This is a genomic window from Bradyrhizobium sp. IC4060, assembly GCF_020193715.1.
GTDB classification, from domain to species: Bacteria; Pseudomonadota; Alphaproteobacteria; order Rhizobiales; family Xanthobacteraceae; genus Bradyrhizobium; species Bradyrhizobium yuanmingense.
Genome location: NZ_JADYVJ010000019.1, coordinates 23,275 through 47,209, shown reverse-complemented (window position 1 = coordinate 47,209; position 23,935 = coordinate 23,275). Strand labels below are relative to the sequence as shown.

15 protein-coding genes and 7 pseudogenes are annotated in these 23,935 nt (G+C 58.4%); 19 read left to right on the top strand and 3 right to left on the bottom strand.

Translation table 11 applies throughout. The annotated features are described in order from the left end of the window. Nucleotides 1-256: 256 nt before the first annotated feature. The 15 genes and pseudogenes from I6F16_RS34225 to I6F16_RS34155 form a co-directional block, all read left to right on the top strand. Nucleotides 257-791, top strand: a pseudogene (locus I6F16_RS34225) (MaoC family dehydratase); the annotation flags it as partial. A 165-nt stretch (nucleotides 792-956) separates the two neighbouring features. Continuing rightward, a complete protein-coding gene (locus I6F16_RS34220; RefSeq protein WP_225174358.1) occupies nucleotides 957-1,532 on the top strand; it encodes a hypothetical protein in 576 nt (191 codons plus the stop codon). A gap of 151 nt (nucleotides 1,533-1,683) precedes the next feature. Next, nucleotides 1,684-1,812 (top strand): hypothetical protein, encoded by a 129-nt coding sequence (locus I6F16_RS38090; RefSeq protein WP_276573571.1) that lies wholly within the window; start codon nucleotides 1,684-1,686, stop codon nucleotides 1,810-1,812. A gap of 990 nt (nucleotides 1,813-2,802) precedes the next feature. Next, entirely contained in the window at nucleotides 2,803-3,594 is a 792-nt protein-coding gene (locus I6F16_RS34215; RefSeq protein WP_225174357.1) for a hypothetical protein, read from the top strand. Nucleotides 3,595-4,343: 749 nt separating this feature from the next. Further along, nucleotides 4,344-4,748, top strand: a complete 405-nt coding sequence (locus I6F16_RS34210; RefSeq protein WP_225174356.1) for a hypothetical protein — start codon at nucleotides 4,344-4,346, stop codon at nucleotides 4,746-4,748. 1,343 nt (nucleotides 4,749-6,091) lie between these two features. Next, nucleotides 6,092-6,228: pseudogene (locus I6F16_RS34200) on the top strand (IS3 family transposase); the annotation flags it as partial. A gap of 61 nt (nucleotides 6,229-6,289) precedes the next feature. Then, nucleotides 6,290-6,611: pseudogene (locus I6F16_RS34195) on the top strand (IS5/IS1182 family transposase); the annotation flags it as partial. Nucleotides 6,612-8,085: 1,474 nt separating this feature from the next. Further along, nucleotides 8,086-9,741: a class I adenylate-forming enzyme family protein gene (locus tag I6F16_RS34190; RefSeq protein ID WP_225174355.1), complete on the top strand. Its 1,656-nt coding sequence runs from the start codon at nucleotides 8,086-8,088 to the stop codon at nucleotides 9,739-9,741. 434 nt (nucleotides 9,742-10,175) lie between these two features. Continuing rightward, a pseudogene (locus I6F16_RS34185) lies at nucleotides 10,176-11,000 on the top strand (serine hydrolase domain-containing protein); the annotation flags it as partial. A 592-nt stretch (nucleotides 11,001-11,592) separates the two neighbouring features. After that, nucleotides 11,593-12,282, top strand: a complete 690-nt coding sequence (locus I6F16_RS34180) for a hypothetical protein (RefSeq protein WP_225174354.1) — start codon at nucleotides 11,593-11,595, stop codon at nucleotides 12,280-12,282. Between the two features lie 200 nt (nucleotides 12,283-12,482). Continuing rightward, nucleotides 12,483-12,707, top strand: coding sequence for a hypothetical protein (locus tag I6F16_RS34175; protein ID WP_225174353.1), 225 nt, complete (start codon nucleotides 12,483-12,485; stop codon nucleotides 12,705-12,707). Between the two features lie 448 nt (nucleotides 12,708-13,155). Further along, nucleotides 13,156-13,743 (top strand): hypothetical protein, encoded by a 588-nt coding sequence (locus tag I6F16_RS34170; RefSeq protein ID WP_225174352.1) that lies wholly within the window; start codon nucleotides 13,156-13,158, stop codon nucleotides 13,741-13,743. After that, the gene (locus I6F16_RS34165) at nucleotides 13,692-14,393 is read left to right on the top strand and encodes a hypothetical protein (protein WP_225174351.1); all 702 of its coding nucleotides are present in this window, start codon (nucleotides 13,692-13,694) and stop codon (nucleotides 14,391-14,393) included. The genes I6F16_RS34170 and I6F16_RS34165 overlap by 52 nt, the downstream gene beginning before the upstream one ends. Before the next feature lie 99 nt (nucleotides 14,394-14,492). Further along, nucleotides 14,493-15,128, top strand: a pseudogene (gene istB / locus I6F16_RS34160) (IS21-like element helper ATPase IstB); the annotation flags it as partial. A gap of 272 nt (nucleotides 15,129-15,400) precedes the next feature. Next, nucleotides 15,401-15,725 (top strand): annotated as a pseudogene (locus I6F16_RS34155) (transposase); the annotation flags it as partial. Between the two features lie 412 nt (nucleotides 15,726-16,137). On the opposite strand, the gene I6F16_RS34150 reads toward I6F16_RS34155, so the two are convergent. Continuing rightward, the gene (locus tag I6F16_RS34150; RefSeq protein WP_225174350.1) at nucleotides 16,138-16,305 is read right to left on the bottom strand and encodes a hypothetical protein; all 168 of its coding nucleotides are present in this window, start codon (nucleotides 16,303-16,305) and stop codon (nucleotides 16,138-16,140) included. Nucleotides 16,306-16,917: 612 nt separating this feature from the next. Further along, entirely contained in the window at nucleotides 16,918-17,082 is a 165-nt protein-coding gene (locus I6F16_RS34145; protein WP_225174381.1) for a hypothetical protein, read from the bottom strand. A 1,503-nt stretch (nucleotides 17,083-18,585) separates the two neighbouring features. On the opposite strand from I6F16_RS34145, the gene I6F16_RS38260 reads away from it, so the two are divergent. From I6F16_RS38260 to I6F16_RS34125, 3 genes are all read left to right on the top strand, one after another. Then, nucleotides 18,586-19,143: an ATP-binding cassette domain-containing protein gene (locus tag I6F16_RS38260; protein WP_346656614.1), complete on the top strand. Its 558-nt coding sequence runs from the start codon at nucleotides 18,586-18,588 to the stop codon at nucleotides 19,141-19,143. Nucleotides 19,144-19,148: 5 nt separating this feature from the next. Continuing rightward, nucleotides 19,149-19,880: an ABC transporter permease gene (locus I6F16_RS34130; RefSeq protein WP_225174348.1), complete on the top strand. Its 732-nt coding sequence runs from the start codon at nucleotides 19,149-19,151 to the stop codon at nucleotides 19,878-19,880. 129 nt (nucleotides 19,881-20,009) lie between these two features. Continuing rightward, nucleotides 20,010-21,461: an amidase gene (locus I6F16_RS34125; protein WP_225174347.1), complete on the top strand. Its 1,452-nt coding sequence runs from the start codon at nucleotides 20,010-20,012 to the stop codon at nucleotides 21,459-21,461. Nucleotides 21,462-21,702: 241 nt separating this feature from the next. Here I6F16_RS34125 and I6F16_RS34120 read toward each other — a convergent pair. Next, nucleotides 21,703-22,061 (bottom strand): annotated as a pseudogene (locus tag I6F16_RS34120) (FCD domain-containing protein); the annotation flags it as partial. Nucleotides 22,062-22,673: 612 nt separating this feature from the next. Here I6F16_RS34120 and I6F16_RS34115 point away from each other — a divergent pair. After that, nucleotides 22,674-23,888, top strand: a complete 1,215-nt coding sequence (locus tag I6F16_RS34115) for a serine hydrolase (RefSeq protein WP_225174346.1) — start codon at nucleotides 22,674-22,676, stop codon at nucleotides 23,886-23,888. Nucleotides 23,889-23,935: the final 47 nt, after the last annotated feature.

The following is a 23,935-nucleotide window of genomic DNA, read 5'->3' as shown; positions in this document are numbered from 1 at the left end:
GAAGGATATCGCCGCCTGCTCGAGGAGAGAGGCGGCGCAGAGTGATGTTTCTTATCTAGAAGAGAGATTTAAGTTAACTCGAGGAATGCTCGTTGTTTGGTTCCTCTCCGCAAAAAAACGCAAGCAGTCGAAGCTGTCCAAATTCCAGCTAGGCCTTGGCGCGAGGAAGATCAAAATGGCAATCAACTATGAGCAGCTGATGGCCATGAAGAGACTCGACCAATATAGCTAAAGCGATGGCGATGTGCTGCTTTACGACTCTTCCGTCCTTGCCGTCTACGACAAGGGCAGACACAAAGGGACAGTCATCCGCTTCCAAACGGTGCTGAAGGGCAGCCATGGAGAACCGATGGCTAACTTAGTGACTTCGTATTTTGCCAGGGGGGATGGCGGATTTGGCGGGCCTGCCGGTGGTCCGCCCGAGCCACACCAAATGCCGTGCCGAGCGCCCGACCGGGTCGTCAACATTCCCACGCGCCCCGATCAGGGGCTGATCTATCGGCTTTGCGGTGATCGCCATTCACTGAATTCCGATCCGGAGTCCGTCAAGCAATTTGGGTTTCTGAAGCCAATGCACGGCATGTGCTCCTACGGAATCACCTGCCGCGGCATTCTGCAGACATATGCCGATTATGATCCCAGCGCCTTCAGGCGGCATGCGGCTCGTTTTTCATCACGCGGAGACCATGAAGCTGGAGATGTGGAAGGATGGCAACGTGATCTCGTTTGAAGCGAGCGTGAAGGAGCGCGGCGTCAAAGTTGTCAAGAACGGCATGACAATGCTTGGCTGATAAGCCTGCGTAGCGGCGCGGGACGATTTCGCGAAACTTGCCCTTTATTCTGCAGAATTTCTTCGGTCCCCGCCGATTTATGCGCTCCTTGTGCCGGTTAGGCGGCTACGCTCATACGCAATTATACGCCGAACAACATAGTTCTGCATAACGAGGGCGAGCGTCATGACTAAAGGGGAGTCCGGGAATCATTCCGTTGGCGGCCCGAGTCGTCGCCTCGTACTCCAGTCGACGGCGACCTTGCTCAGCCTGCCGCTTGTTGCCAACACCACAAGAGCCTGGGCGCAGGAAAAGATCGCCGGCGGCGGCGAAGTCGTCGTCTTCAGCTATGGCGGCTCCTTTACCGAAGGTGTTCGGCGCTCCGTTTATGAGCCGTTCACGAAGTCGACCGGAATAGAAGTCGTAGATGTGGTGGCTGATTTAGCGGAGCCACAGGTCAAGGCGATGCACCAGGCTGGCCGCGTCGATTGGGACGTTGCTTATATCGAGGCAGAGGCCTTTCCGGCAATGCACAAAGCCGGGATGTTCGAGCCGATAAATTACAGTCTGTGGGATCAAGAAGCGCTTGAGGGCGCCGCCGCATACACGGCTCAAAAGACGCGGTCGTGGGGCTTGCGTCCGCGATCGTGCTTGCTTACGACCAGCGCCTCTTTTCGGGAAGCTTGGCCCTCAAGACTGGGCGGATTTTTGGGACGTCAAGAAGCTTCCGGGACCAAGGGGGCTCGACACTCTCTTCGGTAAGCACGCCATCTAATTTGCGCTCCTGGCCGGTGTCGCAAAGGATATCTGGCCACTGACAGACGACAAGCTCGATCGCGCGTTTGCAAAGCTGAACGAGATCAAGCCGTACATTAGCAAGTGGTGAAGCGCGGGCGGTGAGGCGCCACAGCTCTTGATCAATCGAGAATATGGTATAGCGGCCGCGTTCGATGGCCGATTGATTGCTGCGATCCGGCAGGGCGCGCCGATCAAATTTGTCTGGGAGGGCGCCTACGTCACCTACACATACATGCTGTTCTGAAGGGGGCCCCAACGCGGGGAACGCGAAGGCTGATCGCCTTTCTGAACCGCGCACAGATCGCGGCCGGCTGGACGCAGGGTACCGGCTGCCCTGGGCCAAATACAAATCAGCTAAAGTACCTGCTGGCCGAGTTGATCCCGCAGGTCAACGTGAACAATCCGCAGAACGCTTCGAAGTGCATCATTGATGACGCCAACTGGCTCGCGGAGATGCGACCAGATGGCAAAGACAGTGCAGATCACATGCAGGAGCGTTGGCTGGCATGGCGGACGCGCTGAGCTCAAGCGCAATCAGCCACCTGGCGGAGTTCTCGCGAGCTTGGTCCGCACAACGGGGCCTTGCCGCTCCTTGCCACTCGCGAGAGTGAGTTGGCTCCTTGCTATTCCGGCAGGTGCGGCGACGCTCCAGTGCGTATCGCACTAGAGTGTTTGAGCACAGCTTCAAAGGGAATTTTTTGTTATGGCAGGCGAGCAAGGGCAGAAGACTTCATCACTTGGTGTGATCACGGCAATCCGACTCATCGTTCATGTCTATACCCGCGGTCCCACCGCCCGCCCACGATATCGATCGACCTCTTCGTGATCTGATGGATTGCATCCGCCTGCGATCGCATTATCAATTTCGTCATTGAGCGCACGGCTGCTTCGCGCCTTCGAACGAGCACCGTAAGTCGCTAGCCCTGGCACGTGGCTAATGCTGTCCGAAACCGCAGGTGTAGATATCGAGATGTCCTCACCCCGACATCTGCACGCTCCATCTCGATACCATGAGATCGGCGGCGACGGCGTATGCGCGCAACGTTCGCAAGGGCGGCCGCTTGCATGAAAGGCCGGATCTCGCAGTTTTTTATCGGTCGGATGCCGGTTTTTAGCTGAAATGCAGCGCCGAGACGAGTTTACAATGTTGGCCGTTCGCTTTGAGTGGCTGGCACGGGCGCTGATTGACCGACCTTCACCGGTGGACTGGCGCATGTGGAGAGAGGGTAGCTAGATGAACAATTCTCAGCTCACCCAAGGCAAGTCCCGGCTCGCCGCGCGGCACCCGAACCAGGCGTTTTATGGCGCACCGGTCGGTATCTTGCTCCTTGAGCGGATCGGTCGCGGCGGTGAGTTCAGCCGCCCATTCATTCCCGGCAGCGTCGGCAATGCCAGCACTTGGAGCATACCTGCTCGCTACAAAACCATCCCTGGCCTTTCATTCACTGAACTTGTGGCACCCGATTACGAAAAATACACTTCAGCCGCCGTCCAGGCCGCCATTGAGCTCGTACGCGAGGGCGCGCAAATGATTACCGCCAACTGCGGGTTCATGTTGCGTTATCAAGACGCCGTGCGCAATGCCGTCGACGTGCCCGTGCTGCTTTCACCTCTACTTCTCGGTGCATTGCTGGGACAAATGCTTCCGCGCGGCAAAGCGCTTGGTATCATCACGGCAAAGGCGTCGTCGTTGACTCCGGACGTGTTGGAAGCCGCGGGGGTCCCGGCCGATTCCGACCGTGTGGTCATAGCGGGCCTTGAGGATGCCCCCTGTTTCGCCGCTGCTTTTCTTACAGCTAGCGGTGACCTCGATGGCAGTGCTGTCGAAAGGGAAACTATCGCTGCCGCCGTCGCACTCCTCAAGGATCGACCGGACATCCGGATGCTGCTCTTCGAATGTTCAGAGTTACCGCCCTATGCGGCCGCGGTTCAGCGAGCTACAGGCGTTCCGGTCTTCGACTTTACCTCGATGATCGAGTTCGTCATCAGTGGTTTGATACGTAAGCCATTCGCTGGAATCGACTAGGGGCGATGACGTGGTGATTGACTCTCGCGCGGAACTCTCCGCCCGCCGCCTCTTCGGTATACAGTCAGCTTGGCGCATAATCTGAGCTTCTTGCCGTCGCTGCGGCGATCGGCTCGGCTGTGCATACCGGTATGCAGTCGGCGCAGGGAGGGCTGCCGGGCCATGAGAGGTCCCCCTCGACTAAGTCCATGGTTTATTGATTGCGGATGCAGTGCATTCAAAGCATTGTCTACCCGCGCCATGTTCACCGCTGGTTCCTGCATCAGCATAGCTCCCGGGTGCGTAGCGCGGCGACGTTGGTGTGATCGACAATGGGCTCGCGGCCTACCTTGGGAAGATCACGTCCTTCAGCGGCCGGTCGTACCTTGGCCACATACCGCCAAGGGCTGCGCCGGTCCGTGAGCGGCCCTTGCCAGTCGACCTCCAATCGCTTCTCCCGTCAATCCATCGCTGGCCAACAACACAATCCGCGTCTTCCAACTTAAGTTCTCCGGCCCCGGCCGGCCGCTCAAGGCTTTGTCGATTAGCCGCGCGGCATGAACACTACTCGATCTCTTCCATCGACGCAGATTCACAGCCGCGCCCCGATCTACAACTCTTTATCCGCGACCGAACACTACGAAGGCCGTAACTCATTTTGCAGGATTGCTTTGACCGAGGTAAGTTCCATCCGTGTGCGCTGCTGTAGCGCTTCAGGACATACGTAGCGTGGGCGGAGCAAACGAGCTGAGCATAACCAGGAGGAGGGCATGAAGAAACGACAGATTTCTCAAATCCATTCCTCCGGTGGCCAGAGTCGGCGCTCAATGCTTCAGCCAACGGCAGTGTTGTTGAGCACTCCGTTCGTTGCCAAAGCGATGGGAGCCTGGGCGCAAGAAAAACTTGCGGGCAGTGGCGAAGTGGTCGTTTTCAGCTACGGCGGCTCATTTACCGAAAGCATTCGGAAATATGTCTATGAGCCGTTCACGAAGGCGACCGGAATAAAAGTCGTCGATGTGGTCGCCGATTTGGCCGAGCCCCAGGTCAAAGCGATGCACCAGGCAGGCCGAGTCGATTGGGACGCTGCCTACATTGTCGTGCAGAACTATCCGGCAATGGATGAAGCTGGATGTTTATGCCGGTTGATTATACTTTGTGGGATCAGGAGTCGCTAAGGAACGCCGCAGCACGCACGTCTCAACGACGCAATTGTTGTTTTCCAAACGGCGGGGGTTCTCGCTTACGACGCGCGAGTTTTTCCAAACGGCGGCCCGCAAAATTGGGTGGACTTTTGGGACGTCAAGAAATTTCCGGGATCCCGTGGGCTCGAGGCTCTACTTGGTAAGCACACCATCCCACTTGCGCTCCTCGCCACCGGGCTCGCACACCAGGACATCTGGCCGCTAACAGACGAGAAGCTCGATCGCGCATTCGACAAGCTCAACCAGATGAAGTCATATGTTAGCAAGTGGTGGAGCGCGGGCGGTGAACCGCTTTTCTCCAGGTTGCCTCCACCTCACGGGGCTGGGCAGCTCGCCTACGCGCGCAGGGTTGCGATCTCAGCATCAGGTCGGAAGCTGCTGCGCAAGAGGTCATAGGAATGAAGTTCGCGCAGCCACGCAGCGTGGCTGACGTCGGTCTTGCGTCCAGGAACGTTATTGGCGTAGCGCGCATTGACCAAAATCACGTCAAACCCGCGCTGCTACAGAATCTCATAGACGGGGATCCAATAGTCGCGTAGATTCCATCGCGACACTCGGCACGCCGCAGGCTTTGAACCAATCTGCCACATCATGCAGAGTTTTTGGGTGGATGTGCCAAAAGAGCGCACAGGTGCGTCGTTAGAAGCGGCGGGGTTAACCGCAGCCATATGCATCCTTGATCCGATGTCGATGGCGGCGCCCCGATGTTGATCAGCTTCAGTTCCGGTCTGGCTCCGGTCGTCCACTGGGGCAAGGCAATCCTCCAATCGAGGATGAGTAGGAGGGTCTGGGCTATGCCAATCGTCATCTTCCTAATCGGGATCGCTGCCGAAGCAGCGTCGCCACTCTCAGGTCCGCATGCACCCATGGAGCACGTTTTGTAACGGGGATTGAGCCTCCAATAATCAAATGGCCGCTACCCTCCCAGCCGCAGAGGATACACAAGGCTGCTTCTAAGCCGCACAGGTGCGCCGCTGTGCTAGACGGTTTTTTAAGATGTCGCGCTCTATGCGCAGCCGCTCGTTCTCTCACTGCAAACGCGCGATCTCTGCCCCGTGCTCCACCGGCGGCAGCGTGGCCCGCGTTGTGGGGCGCCGCGTCCCCCCCCGTCGGCTCCAGCCGGGCCCCTCGCCCCCACCCACCGGCGCAGCACGGAATCGTGCAGGCCAAGCTCCTTAGCCACAGATCCGCTCGACGCTACGAGGTCAAGCGCTTGCCGGTTGTTGTCGTGCGTAAAAGACCGACGTTGACGTCCTTCCATCCGACACCTCCTGGACTTCGAGCCTACGGGCATCTATCAATTCGGAGGAGGTTCACAGCTCGATAGTGAGAACGCGCAATTGCGGAAGAAGGTAGTCGCCGATCTCAGCCCGGACAAGGAGTTGCTGGAAGACGCCATCAGCCGAAAGCTCTGATGCCTGCTCGGAAGCGCAAGCTATTTGAAGAGATGCGTTGAGAGTGGGGTGTTTCGATCCGCTGAAGCTGCCGTCCAACAATTAGCCCGCTCCTTCCAGTTCGTGCTGCAAGCCAAGGCGTTGACCGACAATCCTTACGATGCTCATACCCTGTGCCACGTGATCGACGACGCCGAAGCCCAGACCGGACCTGAGATCGAGAGAACCTATGTCGATAAGGGATACCGCGACCACGACGCGCAGAATTCACGCAGCGCCTTCATATTCGGTCACGAGCGCAGTGTCATCCGAGTGTTCGCGCGCGAGCTGCGGCGCCGACACGCTATCGAGTTCTCGTCAGTCAAAGCAGGAGGCCATCTCGGCCGCTGCTATCTCAAGGACGGCTGGCGATGCCGCGAACATCATCCTCGCGGCAATCTGCTAGGATTTCCCTTCGGCGCGGCGATCAAGTGAGGGCGCGTTAATCAGGATGAGAACGTTGGTGGGAGGGGGACGCAGGGAGAGCGTAACCGGGGCTTCCGCCAAGCGAGGTTGGCACTGTTTGAGGGGGCTTGTGCTCGGGACCGCCAGGGTATGTCTAAGTTTTTTCCGATTCGCAGGAGTCGCTTTGTGCCCGGCCGCCCAGCAACTGATCACCAGATGACGCATTGTATGAAGCTCATACAGGCCCAACGATGGCGGCACGATGATCGAGGCCTCTGCATCCACGAAAAGCTCAACCCGAAGGACAGCTCGGGCTGAGAAAGCCGGCTCAAGGCGGTTGGGGCTATGCCGAAGCGGACTTCCACGGCCAGAAGCGCTCGAATCACAACCGAGCTTCGACCACCGATCCTGATGCCAAGCTCGACCGCAACGGTAAGGAGACAAAGCGACTTCTCGAGCATGAGCCGATTTGAGATCCGTCCACGGTCGCTGGTCGACGCCTGCTGACCCTAGCGGACCGCATGCCGAACGGGTGGCGCACTGCACTTGATCGTGAGTCGCGCCGAAAGCCGCCAGCGATCACACTTAGCTCCGACAAGGCCTGTGATGAAGAATTCTTCGTTAACGAGCCGCGCTCGATTAACGTGACGCTGCATGTTGCACGGAACACCCGTGGCCGCAGCCTTGCGATTGAAGGGTGAACGACCCGGCACGGACGTTATGCTGTCAGCCAGCGCATCGCGGAGGCATTCAATTTCGTCAAAACAGTCGCCGGGCAACAGAAAACCTGCGTCGTGGTCGTCGTCACGTCACGTAGGCTTTTACCTTCGTTGCCGCCGCCTGTAATCTTGGTGCGGCTGCCCAAGCAGATGGCGGAGACCGGCTGATGACCAAGGTGTTGCGATTCAAAGACCTTCGGCCGCTCGTGCATCGTCGAAATGGGCAACAGGGACAGTGACTTACCCTATCTTGTCGAAGAGGTGCATCTCGCTCTGAAGGTGGGCCCGATGGTGAAATTGCTGTCTGTGCGCTGAAGGGCTTGCTCGGCGTCCGCAACGGCGCGAGATGGTTAGGCTTGCGCCGAAGTTCTTATAGGAAGGGCACGAAGAGAATGGTCCCGCCGCGCTCGTGGATGGGTATGATCGACGTTGCGGGTAGGCTCGTCGGTCACATCTACATACGGCCAATGGCGACGATTCACGGGTCGTTTGCGAACGAAGCTGAGTTCTTCAGCAACCTGTTAGGATAGGTAGTGCCTCGATGCTTTTGAGTCAGGTATAAATCATCATGTAGACTAAGACGCTCTTCATCACAATAGGACAAGGTGTAGCAATGCAAAGCTTAGTTAATCCGTGTACGTCTCACGGTTCGTTCAAGTGTACGACCAATGCCCTGCCACTACCAAGCTCTCAATAGGAATGTCTCGATCGCGCAGGTGGCCTGTTGTTTGTACCCTGAACCAAAGGTTTCCGATGACATCCCAAATAGAGCTGACGCAAAATCAGCTGCTAGGGCGCGTCGCAAATGCGTTGCGCAAAATAGAGGGCCTGGAAGCTGCATATGAAACGATCACGATCGGGCAGCTGGTTTCACTGCGGGCGAGAACGCACGGTTCAGTGACCGCAATCGACGTCTTTGAGCGAGGCGAGCGCGCGACCTACTCCGAGATGGACCAATCGTCCAACAGATATGCATGTGCCTTGCGTTCATTGGGCGTATGCAAGCGCGATCGCATCGGGGTGATGCTGACCAATCGCATTGAATTCCCGATCCTATGGTTCGCGATCGCCAAGCTGGGTGCGGTTATGGTCCCGATCGACGTCCGCTACACGCCGAGGGAGATCGAGTACGTTCTCAGTGATACACATGCCAAGTTCGCCTTCGTCGACGAGTCCCTAAGGTCAGTGTTCTCTGCGATGAGGCCTTGGCCGCAAGACCTCGCCAAGGAGCGAGTAATTCTTGTCGGACGGGCTTCCGATGGGACAGCCACTACCCTCGATGAATTGCTCAAGCGTGTCGACTACTCTTTGGCGGAGGAAGATGTGCGACCCGACGACCTGTTGGACATTCAATATACCTCGGGGACAACGGGCTTTCCGAAGGGCTGTATGCTGACGCACGACCACTGGGGCGTGAGCTCGTACCAGGGGGTGTGCGGGGATGGCCAGTCGTACCGCAGGTATCTCTCTACGCAATCTTTTGCCTATGTCGATCCGAAACAATATCTTCTGAAGTCGTATCGACAGGGTGGCACGCTCTACATGGCTCCGTCATTCAGCCCGACGCGCTTCGTCGGTTGGATCAAGCAGCACCGCATCGAGTGGTGCGCTTTTCCGCCGCTGGCAGCGCGCCAAGCCGAGGCCACCGACGAAGACGGAACGACATGCCTGAAGCAGTGCCTGACATGGGGCTGCAGCCCTGAAATGGTACGCAAACTCCGGAAGCGGTTTCGAGTTCGGACCCAGGATGCTTATGGGATGACGGAAATCTGGTTTGGCACTCAACTGCCGATCTGTCTTGATGAGATGGCCGAATCCGGTTCGGTGGGGATTCGTGCCCCATTCCGGAACCTTCTGCTGATGAATGACAATGGCACACCCACCCCGGTCGGCGAAGTCGGCGAGCTGTGGGTGAGTGGTCGTGGAATCCTCAAGGGTTATTGGAATAGGCCGGAAGCAAACGCTACCGCCTTCGAAGGCGAATGGTTCAAGACGGGGGACCTGCTGCGGCGCGATGAGTTAGGTTTTCATTGGCTGGTAGGACGCACAAAGGACATGATCCGACGCTCGGACGACAACATTGCTGCGCGCGAGGTAGAGGCTGTCATCCGCGAGATTCCCGAGATTGCGGATGTGGCCGCTGTGCCTGTTCGCGATGCCGAGCGCGGAGAGGAGGTCAAGATCTACGTGGAGCTGAAAGAAGGCCTCACACCAGATGATCTGTCCGTGGACCGCATTCTCGAACATGCTCGTGCCGGTCTTGCTGTGTTCAAGGTACCGCGGTACATCGGCTTCACTCCCTTGCTTCCTAGAACCACATCGAGCAATAAAGTAATCAAACGTGAGCTGATGGCCGTGAGCGATCCGCTTGCCGGCGCGTACGACACTGAGGAGAAGCGCTGGCGCTAAGCCAATCTTTCATCAGAAGTTCTCGGACGCATACAGTCGCCAGTTCCGTAGTTCAATCGATGCCAGGGCCAGATGACCACCGTGGCGTTCGTCGTCGAATCGTGCGGAGGGCGTTCACGAGTTCGATGTTTCCGTTGGAGTTCGCTGTAGCGTCCGTCGCTACAACGTACATCACGCAAGAATCTCCCTGGCAAAAATTCGCTCATAGGCTTGATACGCTCAACGTGACTGCAAACTGCCGTCCAACGACCGACAACCGACCGAATGTGGGTGGCTCGGTTTAGAGAGAACGGAAGAAAGGGCACGAGCAAGCTATGGGTACGAAGTCTACGGGGCTTTCAGCTTTGACGGGGCTGGCGGTGACCTCACCGGCCGCGAGCGCCCCGAACGGCGCCGAACCTCTGCCGCAGAGCGTCGCGATGAACTCTTGGTACCTGCAGTGGACACCTGAGCAGCGAACCATCGGCTATCGCAATATGGATAAGATCGATGCCACTCACGTCGTCCGCCGCGGGCCGAGCGTTCACGTGCTGCCCGAGGCTGCCCGCCAGATCGCGCCCCGATGCACCTGGAAGGGCGAGGCCATGGACTTGGACAGCTATATGAAGGCGACGCGTACCTCGGGTGTCATCGTGCTCAAGGATGGCCAGGTCGTTCTCGAGCGTTATGGCCTCGGACGTACGGAAAAGGACCGCTGGTTAGCCCAATCCGTCAGTAAGTCGGTGACCGCGATCCTGGCTGGCGCGGCGATCCAGGACGGCTACATCAAAAGTATGGGTGCGCCGGTCATCGACTGCATCCCCGAAATGAAAAGCAGCGCCTATGAGGGGGTGACCGTCCGCCAGCTCTTCACCATGACCTCAGGTGTCAAGTGGAACGAGGATTGGCACGATCCCAATTCAGACGGATACAGAGCGGGCCGGTGCTGTTACGAAGCGGGCGTCGATCCCATCGTCGCCTACATGCGCCTCCTGCCGAGAGCCGCTGAGCCAGGCGCAAGGTACAATTACAGTACGGGGGAAACCGACATTGCCGGAATCCTGGTGTCCAACGCGGTTGGTAAGCCGTTGTCTGAATACCTCTCGGAGAAGCTTTGGCAGCCGTACGGCATGGAAGAGGACGCGAACTGGATAGTGGATCGGTTCGGCCGAGATCCGAAGCGCCAGGTGATTTGTTTTGACGAGTGCCAGACCCGACTGACCACGGTTCGCCAGCTGATCCCGACTAAGCGGGGCTCACTTGAGCGCTACGACTGCGAGTGCTGATTCTGCTCGATGTCGCCCGCATTCCGGGATGATGTCGTCCAGGCTGACGAAGCCTCTTCTGGCTCCGGTACGATCCCGCCTTTCGGCTTTGCGAAGGGGGACCTTTATGCACTGAGAGATTTGCGATGCGCCATGTGCGCGATGTCATCAGACTGAAGTCGCCCGAGATGCCGACCCGCGAAATTGCGAGGAGCCTCGCGTACTTGTTGTATGCGGGCCGACACTTCCATCTTCGAACTCCGAGCAACGTCAGTCGGTCCTGCATGGCGTATTGCAACGCGCTGCTCAAGACAAGATCAAAGCTCTGACTTGCTCCAGGGGCCGGCAACATAGTGAGGTGCAGAACGCATTTCGAGGCGTTTACTGCTCGTCGAAATGTCATCCGCCGCAACCCGCGGCTCGAGCCGATCGCGTTAGCGCTCAACAACGCTGCGTCGCCGTCACATGCGGCTACGTGTCAAGAATTTCGAACATCATATTCCTCACCAGAGTAGGTAGTGTCTCGATCAGTTGTTAGTCTTGTAGGATAAGAAATTGGCAAGCTACAGTTTGCGACGCATCTAATGACTATCAGTAAGGGGCAGGAATGACGCACGTAGTTAATCATTTGGAAGTATCGCGCTTTCTTCAGCTGTATGATGACGCGGCCACCCGGAAAGGCATTAAGCTTTCTATAGGATTCGATTTTCATGAGTATATTTCGATCACACGGGCCACTCCGACAAAGCAGCCGACCTCTCGAATTTTCCAGTCGCCAATCAAATCAGGCGATGGATTTTGGATGGTCGGAGCCGACAAGAATAATGACGTCGCTGTCTTACAGGCTGTTCGACTGTATGACGATTCTCGCACCAACTTTGCAGAACATCTTGAAAAGGCGTTTGGTGACGACCAGACCACCCGTGAACATACTTACGACGGCTGGACTTGCATAGCGCCAAGCGCGAGGCAGATGACCGGAAAAGTAGCCTACCATGGGGATGTTTGGGTGCGCAGAGACTATAGAGGACAGAGCATGCCCAACATCATGGCAGGAGTAGCATTCGGCGTTTCGTTTGCAATGTGGGTTCCTGACTTCGTATGTGCACTGGTAGCGCCCCGGCTTCTCGATAAGGGTGTCGTTGCCCAATACGCATATGCGCATCATGAAGCCGGCGGGCTCCGGCTGTTGGAAAGGAATGTTCTGAACGAGCATTTGCTAATTTGGCTAACCGGCGAGGAGTTGAGGAACCGTGTTGCTCGCCGCGACAAAAGTGAGTCTATTTTAGCCGCATGAGTTTCGGCGACGTGACCTGACCTTGCCCCTCGGGCTTAATCCAGTTTGAAGTTCGTTCTGGCCCCAACGAGGACCAGAGCATGAAGCGCAGCCGCTTTACGGAGGAGGTGGGGTATTCGGTCCCGATCGTCTGACCTATTTGCCGCGCGGCACGTTTTGCCTGACGATCATGGACCAACTCCATCCGAAGGAGAAAAGTCATGATCTACCTCGGCCTCGATGTTTCGCTGAATTCCGTTGTGGTATGTGCGGTGGGCGAGACCGGAAAGATTATCCGGGAGGGAACCACGTTGGCGGACGCGCCATCGATTGTGCAGTACCTCGAACCATGGGCTGGTCAAGTTGAACGGGTGGGCCTTGAGGCAGGACCGACGTCAGAATGCGTGTTCCAGCCGATCGTGATCACCAATTCCAGGCCATCGTGATCACCCATTCCAGAGCATCGTGATCACGGTTTCCAGTCGATCGTGATCGCTATTTCCAGCGATCGTGATCGGGGACAACCGGGAGGCGCACACCGTTGACAGTCTGCAACCCGGGTAGCTCGGTCTTTTGCCCAACCGCAGAGATCGAGAATGCCGGCAGAGAGACTGTCCATGCGCCACATTCGCGAAGTTCTACGCCTGCACTACAGCGTCGGCATGTCGCAACGCGCCGTTGCCCGCAGCCTCGGTCTGGCCCGGGGCACGGTCAGCAAGTACGTGAACCGAACCCGCCGCGCCGACCTGACCTGGCCGTTGCGCCGGAGCTGGATGACGACGTCCGGCTCGAGAGCCGCCTGTTTCCGCCGCCGTCTGATCGGCCTAGCGAGGAGCGTCCGCATCCGGACTGGGGGCTCGTGCATCGCGACTGCGGCGCCCGAACGTCACGCTGATGCTGTTGTGGGAGGAGTATTGCGACGCAAACTCCGACAGCTTCAGCTATGCGTGGTTCTGCGAACGCTACAGGGAATGGGCCGGCCGCCTCAAGCCGACCCTGCGCCAGGTTCATGTCGCCGGCGAGAAGCTGTTCGTCGACTATTCCGGCCACACCATAGAGGTGGTTGACGGGCTCAGCGGCGAGGTGCGCAGCGTGCAGATCTTCGTCGCCGTGCTCGGCGCCTCGAACTACACCTACGCCGAGGCCAGCCTCACACAGAGCCTGCCGGACTGGATCGCCTCGCACGTCCGGGCCTTTTGCTTTTTCGGCGGCACGGCCCGGCAGACGGTCAGCGACAATCTGAAGGCCGGCATCACCCGGGCCTGCTTTCAGAGCCGATGGTCAACCGGACCTATGCCGATCTCGCCCGCCATTACCGCACCGCCATCGTGCCGGCACGGCCGTATCGGCCGCGCGACAAAGCCAATGTCGAAGTCGGGGTCCAAATCGTCGGGCGATGGATCCTGGCGCGCCTGCGCAACCGCCGCTTCTTGTCGCTCGCCGCCCTCAACGAGGCGATCCACGTGCTCCTTGTCGAGCTGAACGATCGACCGCTGCGCAGCTGGGGACAAAGTCGGCGCGACCTATTCGAGGAGCTCGAGCGCCCGGCGCTGACCCCATTGCCGGATGAACCGTACGAGTATACCGAGTGGAAGCGCTGCAGGGTCAACCTCGATTATCACGTCGACATCCAAGCATTACTCAGCGTTCCTCACAACCTCGTGCATCAGGAGGTCGAGACTCGCATCACGCAAAAGACCGTCGAGATTTTCCACCGCGGCAAGCGAGTGGCGTCGCATCTGCGCAGCACCTTGCCGCATCGCCCGACGACGATTCCCGAGCATATGCCGAGCTCACATCGCCGCTATCGTGACTGGACCCATGAGCGCATTCGTTCCGAAGCCGCCAAGGTCGGTCCCGATATCGAGACGCTGATCGACGTCATCCTGCGGTCGCGGCCGCATCCGGAACAGGGCTTCCGCTCGGCGATCGGCATTCTCGGACTGGTCAAGCGATACGGCCGTGAACGCGTCAACGCCGCCTGCGCCCGAGGCCTCCTGATCAACGCCAGTTCGTACAAATCTGTCGCCGGCCTTGTTCTGCAGTTCAGTGAGGGTACCGGCCATAGCGGCGAGGCCGAGGGCGCGCAAGCGATCGATGGTGGGATGAATAAGCATGCTGATCTCTCCTGATCAATTGTAGTAACTGCGGCCACGGATGTTGGCATGGAAGAGGATGGGCGCCTCATCGGGGGGAGGCGCGGTTCTGTCGGTGCCGTTCTTGAGGATGCCGCCGATTGGCTCGGCCTCTTCGTCGATCGCGAGGTCACCGCCCGCGATAACCGCCGCCTCACGCGCCGCTTGAGCCGTGCCAAGCTCCGTCAAGCTGCCGCCATCGAGAACGTCGACTATCGCACCGCTCGCGGCCTCGACCGTTCGCTCTTCCAGAACCTCGCCACCAGCCAATGGATCCGTGATGCCAACCACCTGGTCATTGTCGGCCCAACCGGCACCGGCAAGTCCTGGCTTGCCTGTGCGCTCGGCAACAAAGCCTGCCGCGACGGCTTCTCCGTCCTCTACAAGCGGGCATCCCGCCTGTTCGCCGATCTCGCCCAGGCGCGCGGCGAAGGCCGTCTGGCGCGCCTGATCGCCGCGCTTGAGCGTGTCAACCTCCTCATCCTGGACGACTGGGGACCTGAACCGCTCACCGCCGACCAGCGTCGTGATCTGCTTGAGATCGTCGACGATCGCTAAGACAAGGGATCCTTATTGATCACAAGTCAGTTCCCCGTGTCGCGATGGCATGACGTCATTGCCGATCCCACTCTCGGTGACGCGATATTGGACAGTATCATTCACAATGCGTACCGCCTCGAGCTCAAAGGCGACAGCCTGCGCCGGCAGGCCGGCGAAAGGAAAGGCGCGTGATCACCTCCCGCGCGATCGTCCCGGCGGCCCACAGGTCCCTCGCGCTCGCGTCGCTCCGTCGCTCGTGGGGGCACTCCGCGCCGCGCACGGGGCCTCCCATGGACCGCCGGCACGATCTCCAAGCCAGCCACCAGCCTTGACGAGGAGACCATTTCCAGCACAGATGCAATCGTCAGTCGTGTCCGCTTCCGAACATGATCACGATCACTGGAATCTGTGATCACCATCGTCTGGAACCACTGATCACCATCCCTGGAATGCGGAGACAACGCAGCGAACTGACCAGCAATGCCATCCTGACATGGGCCGATCAGAACCGCATCGCCTGGCACTACATCGCACCGCGGAAACCCATGAGAGACCCTGTTCACCTCGCTCGCTCAGGCCCGCGTCGTCCTCCAACGCTGGCAGGCCGACTATAACGACGCTCGGCCGCACTCCCAGCTCGGATGGAAGACACCATCCGAGTTTGCCACCACGTGAAATCCGCGTCGGGATCTGGCGCTGCGCTATGCCGAGAGCTCCGCGCCAGCTCCCGCCGCTACCACCGCCCGGATGGGCATATCCAACCGCCCGAACGAACTTAGACCTGGATAAAACTTCGGGGCAAGGTCACGGGCGAAAGGGGCGGCGGCCTGACTATCAAGGATCCCGCAGCATGAAGAAGCAGATTTTCCCGGATATTGATACTACGCACGCAACACCACGCTCCTATTCGATACGGGCAATGACAAGGAGCGTCCGTGTTACCCGCCCTGCCAGCAGTTCCTTGAGAACCTAGCACGCGCAGGCCTCCCTTCCCGAGGAAGTCGACTTTCTCGTGTGCTCGCAGTGCATGCGGATCACGTCGGCTGGAACACCTGCAGCACAAGGCGAATGGGGCCACACTTTTCCAAACGCCTGGTATCTGATCGGCAAGCGCGAACCTGAATGGTGGCGAGAGACGGGACGTGGTGTGAAGCCGTACCCGGAAACTATCGTTCACCGACAGCACATGGCCAGTGGTTGATCACGGTTTGTCGCCTTCATGGAAGATGACCACGCCTTCGAGAACGAAATGCCTGACGAGCTGCGCTACTTGCTTCTCCACGATAACCGAGCCGGGCGCATTGCTATCCGGATCGGCTGGGTGAACAACATTGACCTTACAGGCTGTCCTAACCGAGGTCTGGCGCATCGCACCGACTCCAAGGGGCGAGATCCCATTCAATAGCTCGGAGGCGAGACCGCCCATATGACCACACATTCTCCATCGCCAATGTTTGCATAACGATGTCGAAGGTCGCTTGCGAAAGGCAAAACTGTCACCTTCGTTTAGAACAACGTGACGCTCGCCAGTCCATCGAGCTCACCTGAAACGAAGAATCCGGCTTGGTCCTCCTGATGCATGTAGGGTTCTCTGCCACTCTCGGATCCGGGAGGGAAGCACAGCGCAGCAGTTCGAGCTGCCGGCCAAGATTGGGTGACAGAAATTCATCGGTGATCCCCCCACGAAGGTCAGCCTTCGGCGTGAGCTTGATCTAACAACATACACGCAAATTGTTGTCGTCCTCGGTGTTCGGCGGAAAGAACCAAGCGACATACCGACGGAGTTCTGTTTCGATTACCTGCCTCAGGACTTCGAGCATTTCGAGCGGATCGTCGAGATGGCGATCAAGCGGGTTCCGGTGCTCGCAAAGACTGGAATTCAGCTGTTTTTCAAATGGCTATGAAAGCTTCACGCCGGATAAACGTAATTTGCTTGGAGACTTCCGAGGTATCGGGACTTTTTAGGGCCTGCGGATTCAATTCAGTCGGCATTCTGACTTCCGCCGGCATCGGAAAGGCGCTCGCTTTTTGGATCAAGGAGGGCCACGCACCGGTCGATCTCACTGATGTCGATGTTCTCCGCATGCAGCCGTTCCAATCGTGCGCAGAAAGTCACGGCTGCGATCGATCCGGCGAAAGACGTCATCCGATGATTGTCGGCAAGCTCTCACTGGGCGCAAGTGCCCGGGTACCCTGTACTCCGCTCGTGTGTATGCTCCTTATCAAGAGGGTTCGAGCCGAACTCGCCGGACCCAATGCCGTCATCGTTGGGCGTTCCGAGATCGACGGAAAGCCCCTTGCGCAATTTTGCTTCGAGAGAATTGCAATTTCACGGTCGCACACCCTGAGAGTGAAGATCTTCCTTTAGTGTGTCGTCGCGCCGAAATCTTATAGCTGCTGTGGGACAACCCAAGCTGGTCCGTGGTGACTGGATCAAGCCAGGTGCTATCGTAGTAGATGTAGGGACCAATCGCGTCGAAGATGAGGGACGACAGACAGTGATCGGCGATGTGGATTTCGGTGGCGCGCGCACCGTAGCCGGTGCACTTCCCCCCGTTCCGAGCGGGGTAGGCCCAATGACGATCGCCTCTTGAGAATAGAATTGAAGCCGCTTGTCCTCGACACGGCGTCGCTTCGGCTATCGGAGCTCGTGAGAGAGTCCATCCGCTGTCTCCCTGACTTCAGGCTCTAATCTGCGGCGGTGAATTTAGAGCCACTTGACTGTTTTCGAGTGCATTGGCGCGGGGTGGATCGCATGTATCCAATGCTTGACGGAGCGGGCTTGCAATTTCGTACATTCGGTCTGAATTTTGTGGTGCGAAAGCTAGACGAAGGGATAGTCGCCGAGGAGATGTGCGCCCAGAATCGTACACTCTGGTAATGTCGCCTGCTGTGCCCGAGCGAAAGGCAAGAGTGGACCGCGGCAGCATAGTCGAGGCGCGCTCCAGAGAAATTCAGCAGACGATCCATGTTGCGTCCGAAAAGACCGACGAGATCTTCCTCCGCAGCAAACCGTCGTCCTGCGGCCGTATCCGGAGCAGGGCTTCCGCTCCTGGCATCGGCATGGGCTGATCAAGCGCGATGGCTCATGGGGGTGAGGTCGGCATGTGCTCGGGAAGCGTGGTCTACGGCAAGGTGATGCGCAGATGCTACGCCGCGGTGCTGCAGATAGCGGTGTTTAGCGCGGCAGCGAAATTCTCAAGCTTGCTCGCGATGTGATGATGACCGTCACGGAAGCGTTGCTCGTGCGAGACATCGGGGCTCGCTTGTGGTCGATACACATTAGTGCCGTTCCTCATGGTTCCCGGAAGTGAAACCAGTGCACCGTTCGGCGTTATCTTTCGCCCGAGCGAACTTAGCAGCTTGTGAGCGCTTACATCCATCCGTCAATCGTTGTGCTCTCTGCTTCGTGCTCGCGTAGCATTGCCTCGGCCGAGAACGTTGCTGACATAAACCTTCGGATTTGCTTGATGCGGCGCAGGATTTCGGCCGTCTGACCCGCGAGATCGATGAAAAGAGATAGCATGAGCCGGATAATATTTTAGTAACGACGAAAGCCTAAGACCCAACCGTTCGAAATGTCACCGATTCAAAACGCAGTTCGGCGATAAACTGAGTCACCCGCAGGCGGCCCTCATGCAGGGTATAGATGCGGTCTCGACCGCACGCGCAGTTAATGCGAGCCGTCAAAGACAACGTCTTGGTCTGGGCTTTGACGCCGGAGCGCCCGGGGGAGAAATGGGGGCGATGCCAGGCACGGGACAATCGTTTGTCACATTTTTGCGGCGTTCAGAAGACCTTTGACGGCGAAACGCTGGTCGTTAGGAATCTCAACCCGGATATCGCTCCGGGGGAGCTCCTGACCATGTTGGCGCCCTCTGGCGCGAGCAGGACGACGATCCTCGTGATACTCGCCGGCTTCCGGGCGCCCACTAATGGCTCGATCCTGGTAGCAGGACGCTCAATTGAGAATATGCCGCCTCACAAGCACGATATCGGGTTGCTGTTCCAAAATTGCGCCCTCTTTCCGCATATGACCCCGTTGACGACAAAGCTCGCCCTTTGCACTCAAGGTGCGCAAGCTTGGCAAGGGCGAGATGGAGGCCAGGATCAAACGGGCGCTCGACATGGTCCGTCAGCGCTCACGGCAAACGCCGGCCCGACCGGCTTTCCGGCGGCCGTAGCAGCGCGCCGCGCTATGGGGTGAGAACGATGCCCGCTTTGGCCTCTGCCGGTCTGCTAGCGAAGGGCTGGCGCTATCTGCATCGGCTGATGTGCGGGGCGGTGCTGCTGCTTCGGATCGCGCCGATCCTTGCAATCATTCTGCTGCTTTTCAATTCTGTGTCCTTTTTCACTTATCCAATGCCCGGGATGTCGCGGCTCTGGTACGAGGAATTTTTAACAGGCCGTTGGCTGTGCGCGCTGCACAACTCTATCTTCGTCGCCGTGTTGGTCACGCTGCTGTCAACCGCGCTAGGCACATCAGCCGCGCTCTGGCTCAGTCGCCTAAAAGTTTCCTGCCGTAAGGCGGTGATGAGCGTTTTGATCTCACCCATGATCATCCCGGCAGTAATTAACGCGGTGGCCGTATATTTCGGTCATGCCGATATTGAGTTGCTCAACAGCTATATTGCCCTGGTCCTAGCGCACACCACGCTGGCCACATCGTTGGTTGTCATCGCTGTGACCGCGACTCTAATGGGTCTCGATCACTCGCTAACCCGCGCAGCCACCGGACTCGGTGCGCCCCCGGTCACCTTCGAGATCATCCTCCCGCCCATTATACCCGGCATGACCTCCGGTGCGCTCTTCGCCTGCCTTGCCTCCTTCGACGAGGTGGTGGTCGCCCCGTCCGTCGGCAGCGCCAACCAGCGCACTTTGCCTACCTGTGGTCATGTTCTCCGCATCGTGAAGAATTCAGTCCGACCATTGTTGCTGCCCTGACCGTGCTGATGCAGTTCTCCATCGCAATGCTAACCACTGTCGAGTTGCTGCGCCGACGCTCGCAGCGACTGCGCGGCATCCACAATACCTGACGGCTCCCATCAGATATTTCGGAAAGGGTAGTATAAAATGAAATTGAGAGAATACGTCGAGCACGATGCGACCGGTTTAGCTTCACTTGTGCGCGCAGGGGACGTCACGCCCTCGGAATTGACGCAGCTAGCCCGCGAGGCGCACGACGACGTCAACAGCCGACTCAACGCCGTCATCGAATTCTACGAGGATGCTGAGACTGTTTCGGGCGCAGACGGAGGGCTCTTCCATGGCGTGCCTTTCCTTCGCAAAGATATTGGTGCCACCGAAGCCGGCCGCCTCCAGGAACGCGGCAGCCGGCTGTACAAGGGCCATCGCCCCGATACCGAAAGCTATTTTTTTTGTCGAGCTCGAGCTGCCGGTCTCCGGACGCTCGGAAGAACGACAACACCGGAGCTCTTTGGCGGCTCCGGAATGAGCGAGTCCATTCTAAATGGTATCACGGGCAATCCATGGAATCTGGAACGCTCCGCAGGCGGGTCATCTTCTGGAGCAGCAGCGGCAGTGGCTTCAGGCATTACTCCCATAGCGCATGGAACTGATGGTGGCGGATCCATTCGCATTCCTGCCTCCTGGTGTGGCCTTGTTGGATTGAATCCCTCGCGCGGGCGTGTTTCGGGCGGACCGAACGACCAGGATAGGTCGTTTGGCCTTCCTCGCGACTTCGTTCTATGTCGAACTGTGCGCGACATGGCTGCTGCGCTGGATGTCTTCGCCGGTCCCCACCCCGGTGATCCATTTATCATTGTCCAGCCTCACCGAACATATGTGGAGGAACTTTCCCAGCCGACCGGAACTCTCAGAGTGGGGGTTGCTATCACTGCATGGGGGGCAGCTAAGGTCGAGCCGGAGACTCAACAGGCGGTCGAGAGGACTGCTGCGCTTCTTCAAGAAATGGGGCACACCGTGACTGAGATGCCACCGCCATTCGAGTCCGCCGAGTACTACAGATCACGTCTTCGCATAGGGAAGCTCAGCACGAAACTCAGCGCCGATTCCCTCGAAGAAGACGCGCGAGCCATGGGACGGCAGATTGATTCCAGCACCCTTGAGCCGTTTAGCCTCAAGCTTTATGAATATGGCAGGCAGTCTCAATCGGCTTCTGTGGGAGATGCGCTTGAAGCATTGCGGAGCTTGCGGTTCCGGGTGGGAGAGGCGATCAGTTCCTTTGATATTCTACTAACTCCTACATTGCCTACCGTGGCATTGCCTCATAATTGCAGTCTTTGCCCCACTAGCCCGACGCTCTCTGTAGAAGAATTCGGAGAAGCGGCGCGCGCGCTTTATCCGTATCTCGGCGTCTTTAATGTCACCGGTCATCCATCGGTGTCGCTGCCTTTGGCACAAAACGCCGGTGGGTTGCCAATAGGCCTTCAAATCGTCGGGCGCTTTGGCGATGAGGCCACGTTGGTCCGTATCGCACGGGATCTGGCGGAAGCGAGGCCATGGCACCACCGGCGGCCAAGTATTAGAGCTGGAGCGATCTGAAACTATCGATTGTGCCGACGATCGACGTTGAGACCAGGCGCGATCTTGGCGTGCAAACGATAGCCCGCTCTACCCTGCTTGAGCGGAAATTGATCACTGTCCATCGGAAACATCGGATAATGATGAACAAGCTGCGTGCCCGAGAGCTTGGTCTTCCTTTTCGCGGCAATGCTGATCGCAGCAGCGCCATTGCGACGTACAAGGTTGATGCGGGAGATGTCCCTTCGATGTTAAAGCTGGGAGAGCGAAGCATGGCAAGTCGCTCAATCGTTTGAATGGTGGCGCGCAAGCGGGTTGCAGGCTCGATCGACATTGCGCGCTCCCGACGCCTGCAGAATCAGGCGGTGGGTCCTGGGCGATCTCCAGCCGCCACTTCGCGCCATCGCGAACACTAGTTGCGAATTTGCAAGCTGTAATTCAAAACTCGCAAGGAGCCGCGGCATGCCGCAAGGAGCGACCAGCGCGTGGTGAAACGCGCGGTTCGCCCTCTCGAAATTCTCAATCGTCCGGGCGTTGTCTTCTTCAAACAGGGCGAGCTCGATCACCTCTCAATTTGCAAGAAGCGAGCCTTGGAGCCGCGTTGCGCATGGCAACCACTTTAGCGGGACTAGCTGCCAAACGGCCCGTCGACCATCGCCGACCTATTCGACACAAAGAAATCCCCGCCAAAACCCTCGCTATGGAAGAAACCCTCCGGCATATGGACGCTGATTGCGGATGGCGCGCCGAGTCTATAAGGACCTCCGCCGCACGCCGGATCCCGCATCCTGCCGCCGCAGCTACTGGCTGACGGGCAGGTCGTCATGAGCGCGGCGTGGAACGGCGGTTTACGCAACGGAATGGCGGTTTTCTCCGGCGAATCTTTTGAGTCGTGTGGCACACCGGGAATTAGGGCTGTTCCTACTAAATAAGCAGCTCGATAGTCGCCTACATCCTGGTCCCCGAAACCACACGCCGACCAGCTAGGAAATGCTCCCCTCTGTGCTGAGAACGTTCACAGGTTTCACTGTTTCCATCACGTCCGTTGCAGCATTCCGGCGCTAAAACGTAAGCCGCGCCCGAATTGTTCCTTGACCGGCGACTCTTTTGGAAAATTACGCTCATAGGCTTGATACGCTCAACGTGACTGCAAACTGCCGTCCAACGACCGACAACCGACCGAATGTGGGTGGCTCGGTTTAGAGAGAACGGAAGAAAGGGCACGAGCAAGCTATGGGTACGAAGTCTACGGGGCTTTCAGCTTTGACGGGGCTGGCGGTGACCTCACCGGCCGCGAGCGCCCCGAACGGCGCCGAACCTCTGCCGCAGAGCGTCGCGATGAATTCTTGGTACCTGCAGTGGACACCTGAGCAGCGAGCCATCGGCTATCGCAATATGGATAAGATCGATGCCACTCACGTCGTCCGCCGCGGGCCGAGCGTTCACGTGCTGCCCGAGGCTGCCCGCCAGATCGCGCCCCGATGCACCTGGAAGGGCGAGGCCATGGACTTGGACAGCTATATGAAGGCGACGCGTACCTCGGGTGTCATCGTGCTCAAGGATGGCCAGGTCGTTCTCGAGCGTTATGGCCTCGGACGTACGGAAAAGGACCGCTGGTTAGCCCAATCCGTCAGTAAGTCGGTGACCGCGATCCTGGCTGGCGCGGCGATCCAGGACGGCTACATCAAAAGTATGGGTGCGCCGGTCATCGACTGCATCCCCGAAATGAAAAGCAGCGCCTATGAGGGGGTGACCGTCCGCCAGCTCTTCACCATGACCTCAGGTGTCAAGTGGAACGAGGATTGGCACGATCCCAATTCAGACGGATACAGAGCGGGCCGGTGCTGTTACGAAGCGGGCGTCGATCCCATCGTCGCCTACATGCGCCTCCTGCCGAGAGCCGCTGAGCCAGGCGCAAGGTACAATTACAGTACGGGGGAAACCGACATTGCCGGAATCCTGGTGTCCAACGCGGTTGGTAAGCCGTTGTCTGAATACCTCTCGGAGAAGCTTTGGCAGCCGTACGGCATGGAAGAGGACGCGAACTGGATAGTGGATCGGTTCGGCCGAGATCGCGGCGGCTCAGGCATCTCAATGACCCTGCGTGACTACGCCCGCATTGGCCAGTTCATGCTGGACGGCGGCAAGGCCGGCGCCGCTCAGGTGCTGCCGTCCGACTGGCTGGTCGACGCGATCAGCGCCCAAGTCACCTTCCCGACGCGGCAACGCGGTCACGCCGCGGTGGGCTATGGATATTCCTGGTGGATCTACAAGGACTCCTATGCCGCCCTGGGCAGTGATGGGCAGGCCATCTTCGTCTATCCGCAGGACAGGGTTGTCATCGCAGTCAACTCCGCCTGGCCCGTGCCCAACACGCCTGAGGACTGGCAGGAGCTGGAAGCGGCTTTCGTTCCGGTCCTGCACGCGGAAGCTGTGCTGCGGCGCTGAGTGAGCAAAGTCAACTTGGGATCATGATTTCGGAGAACAAGACGCAT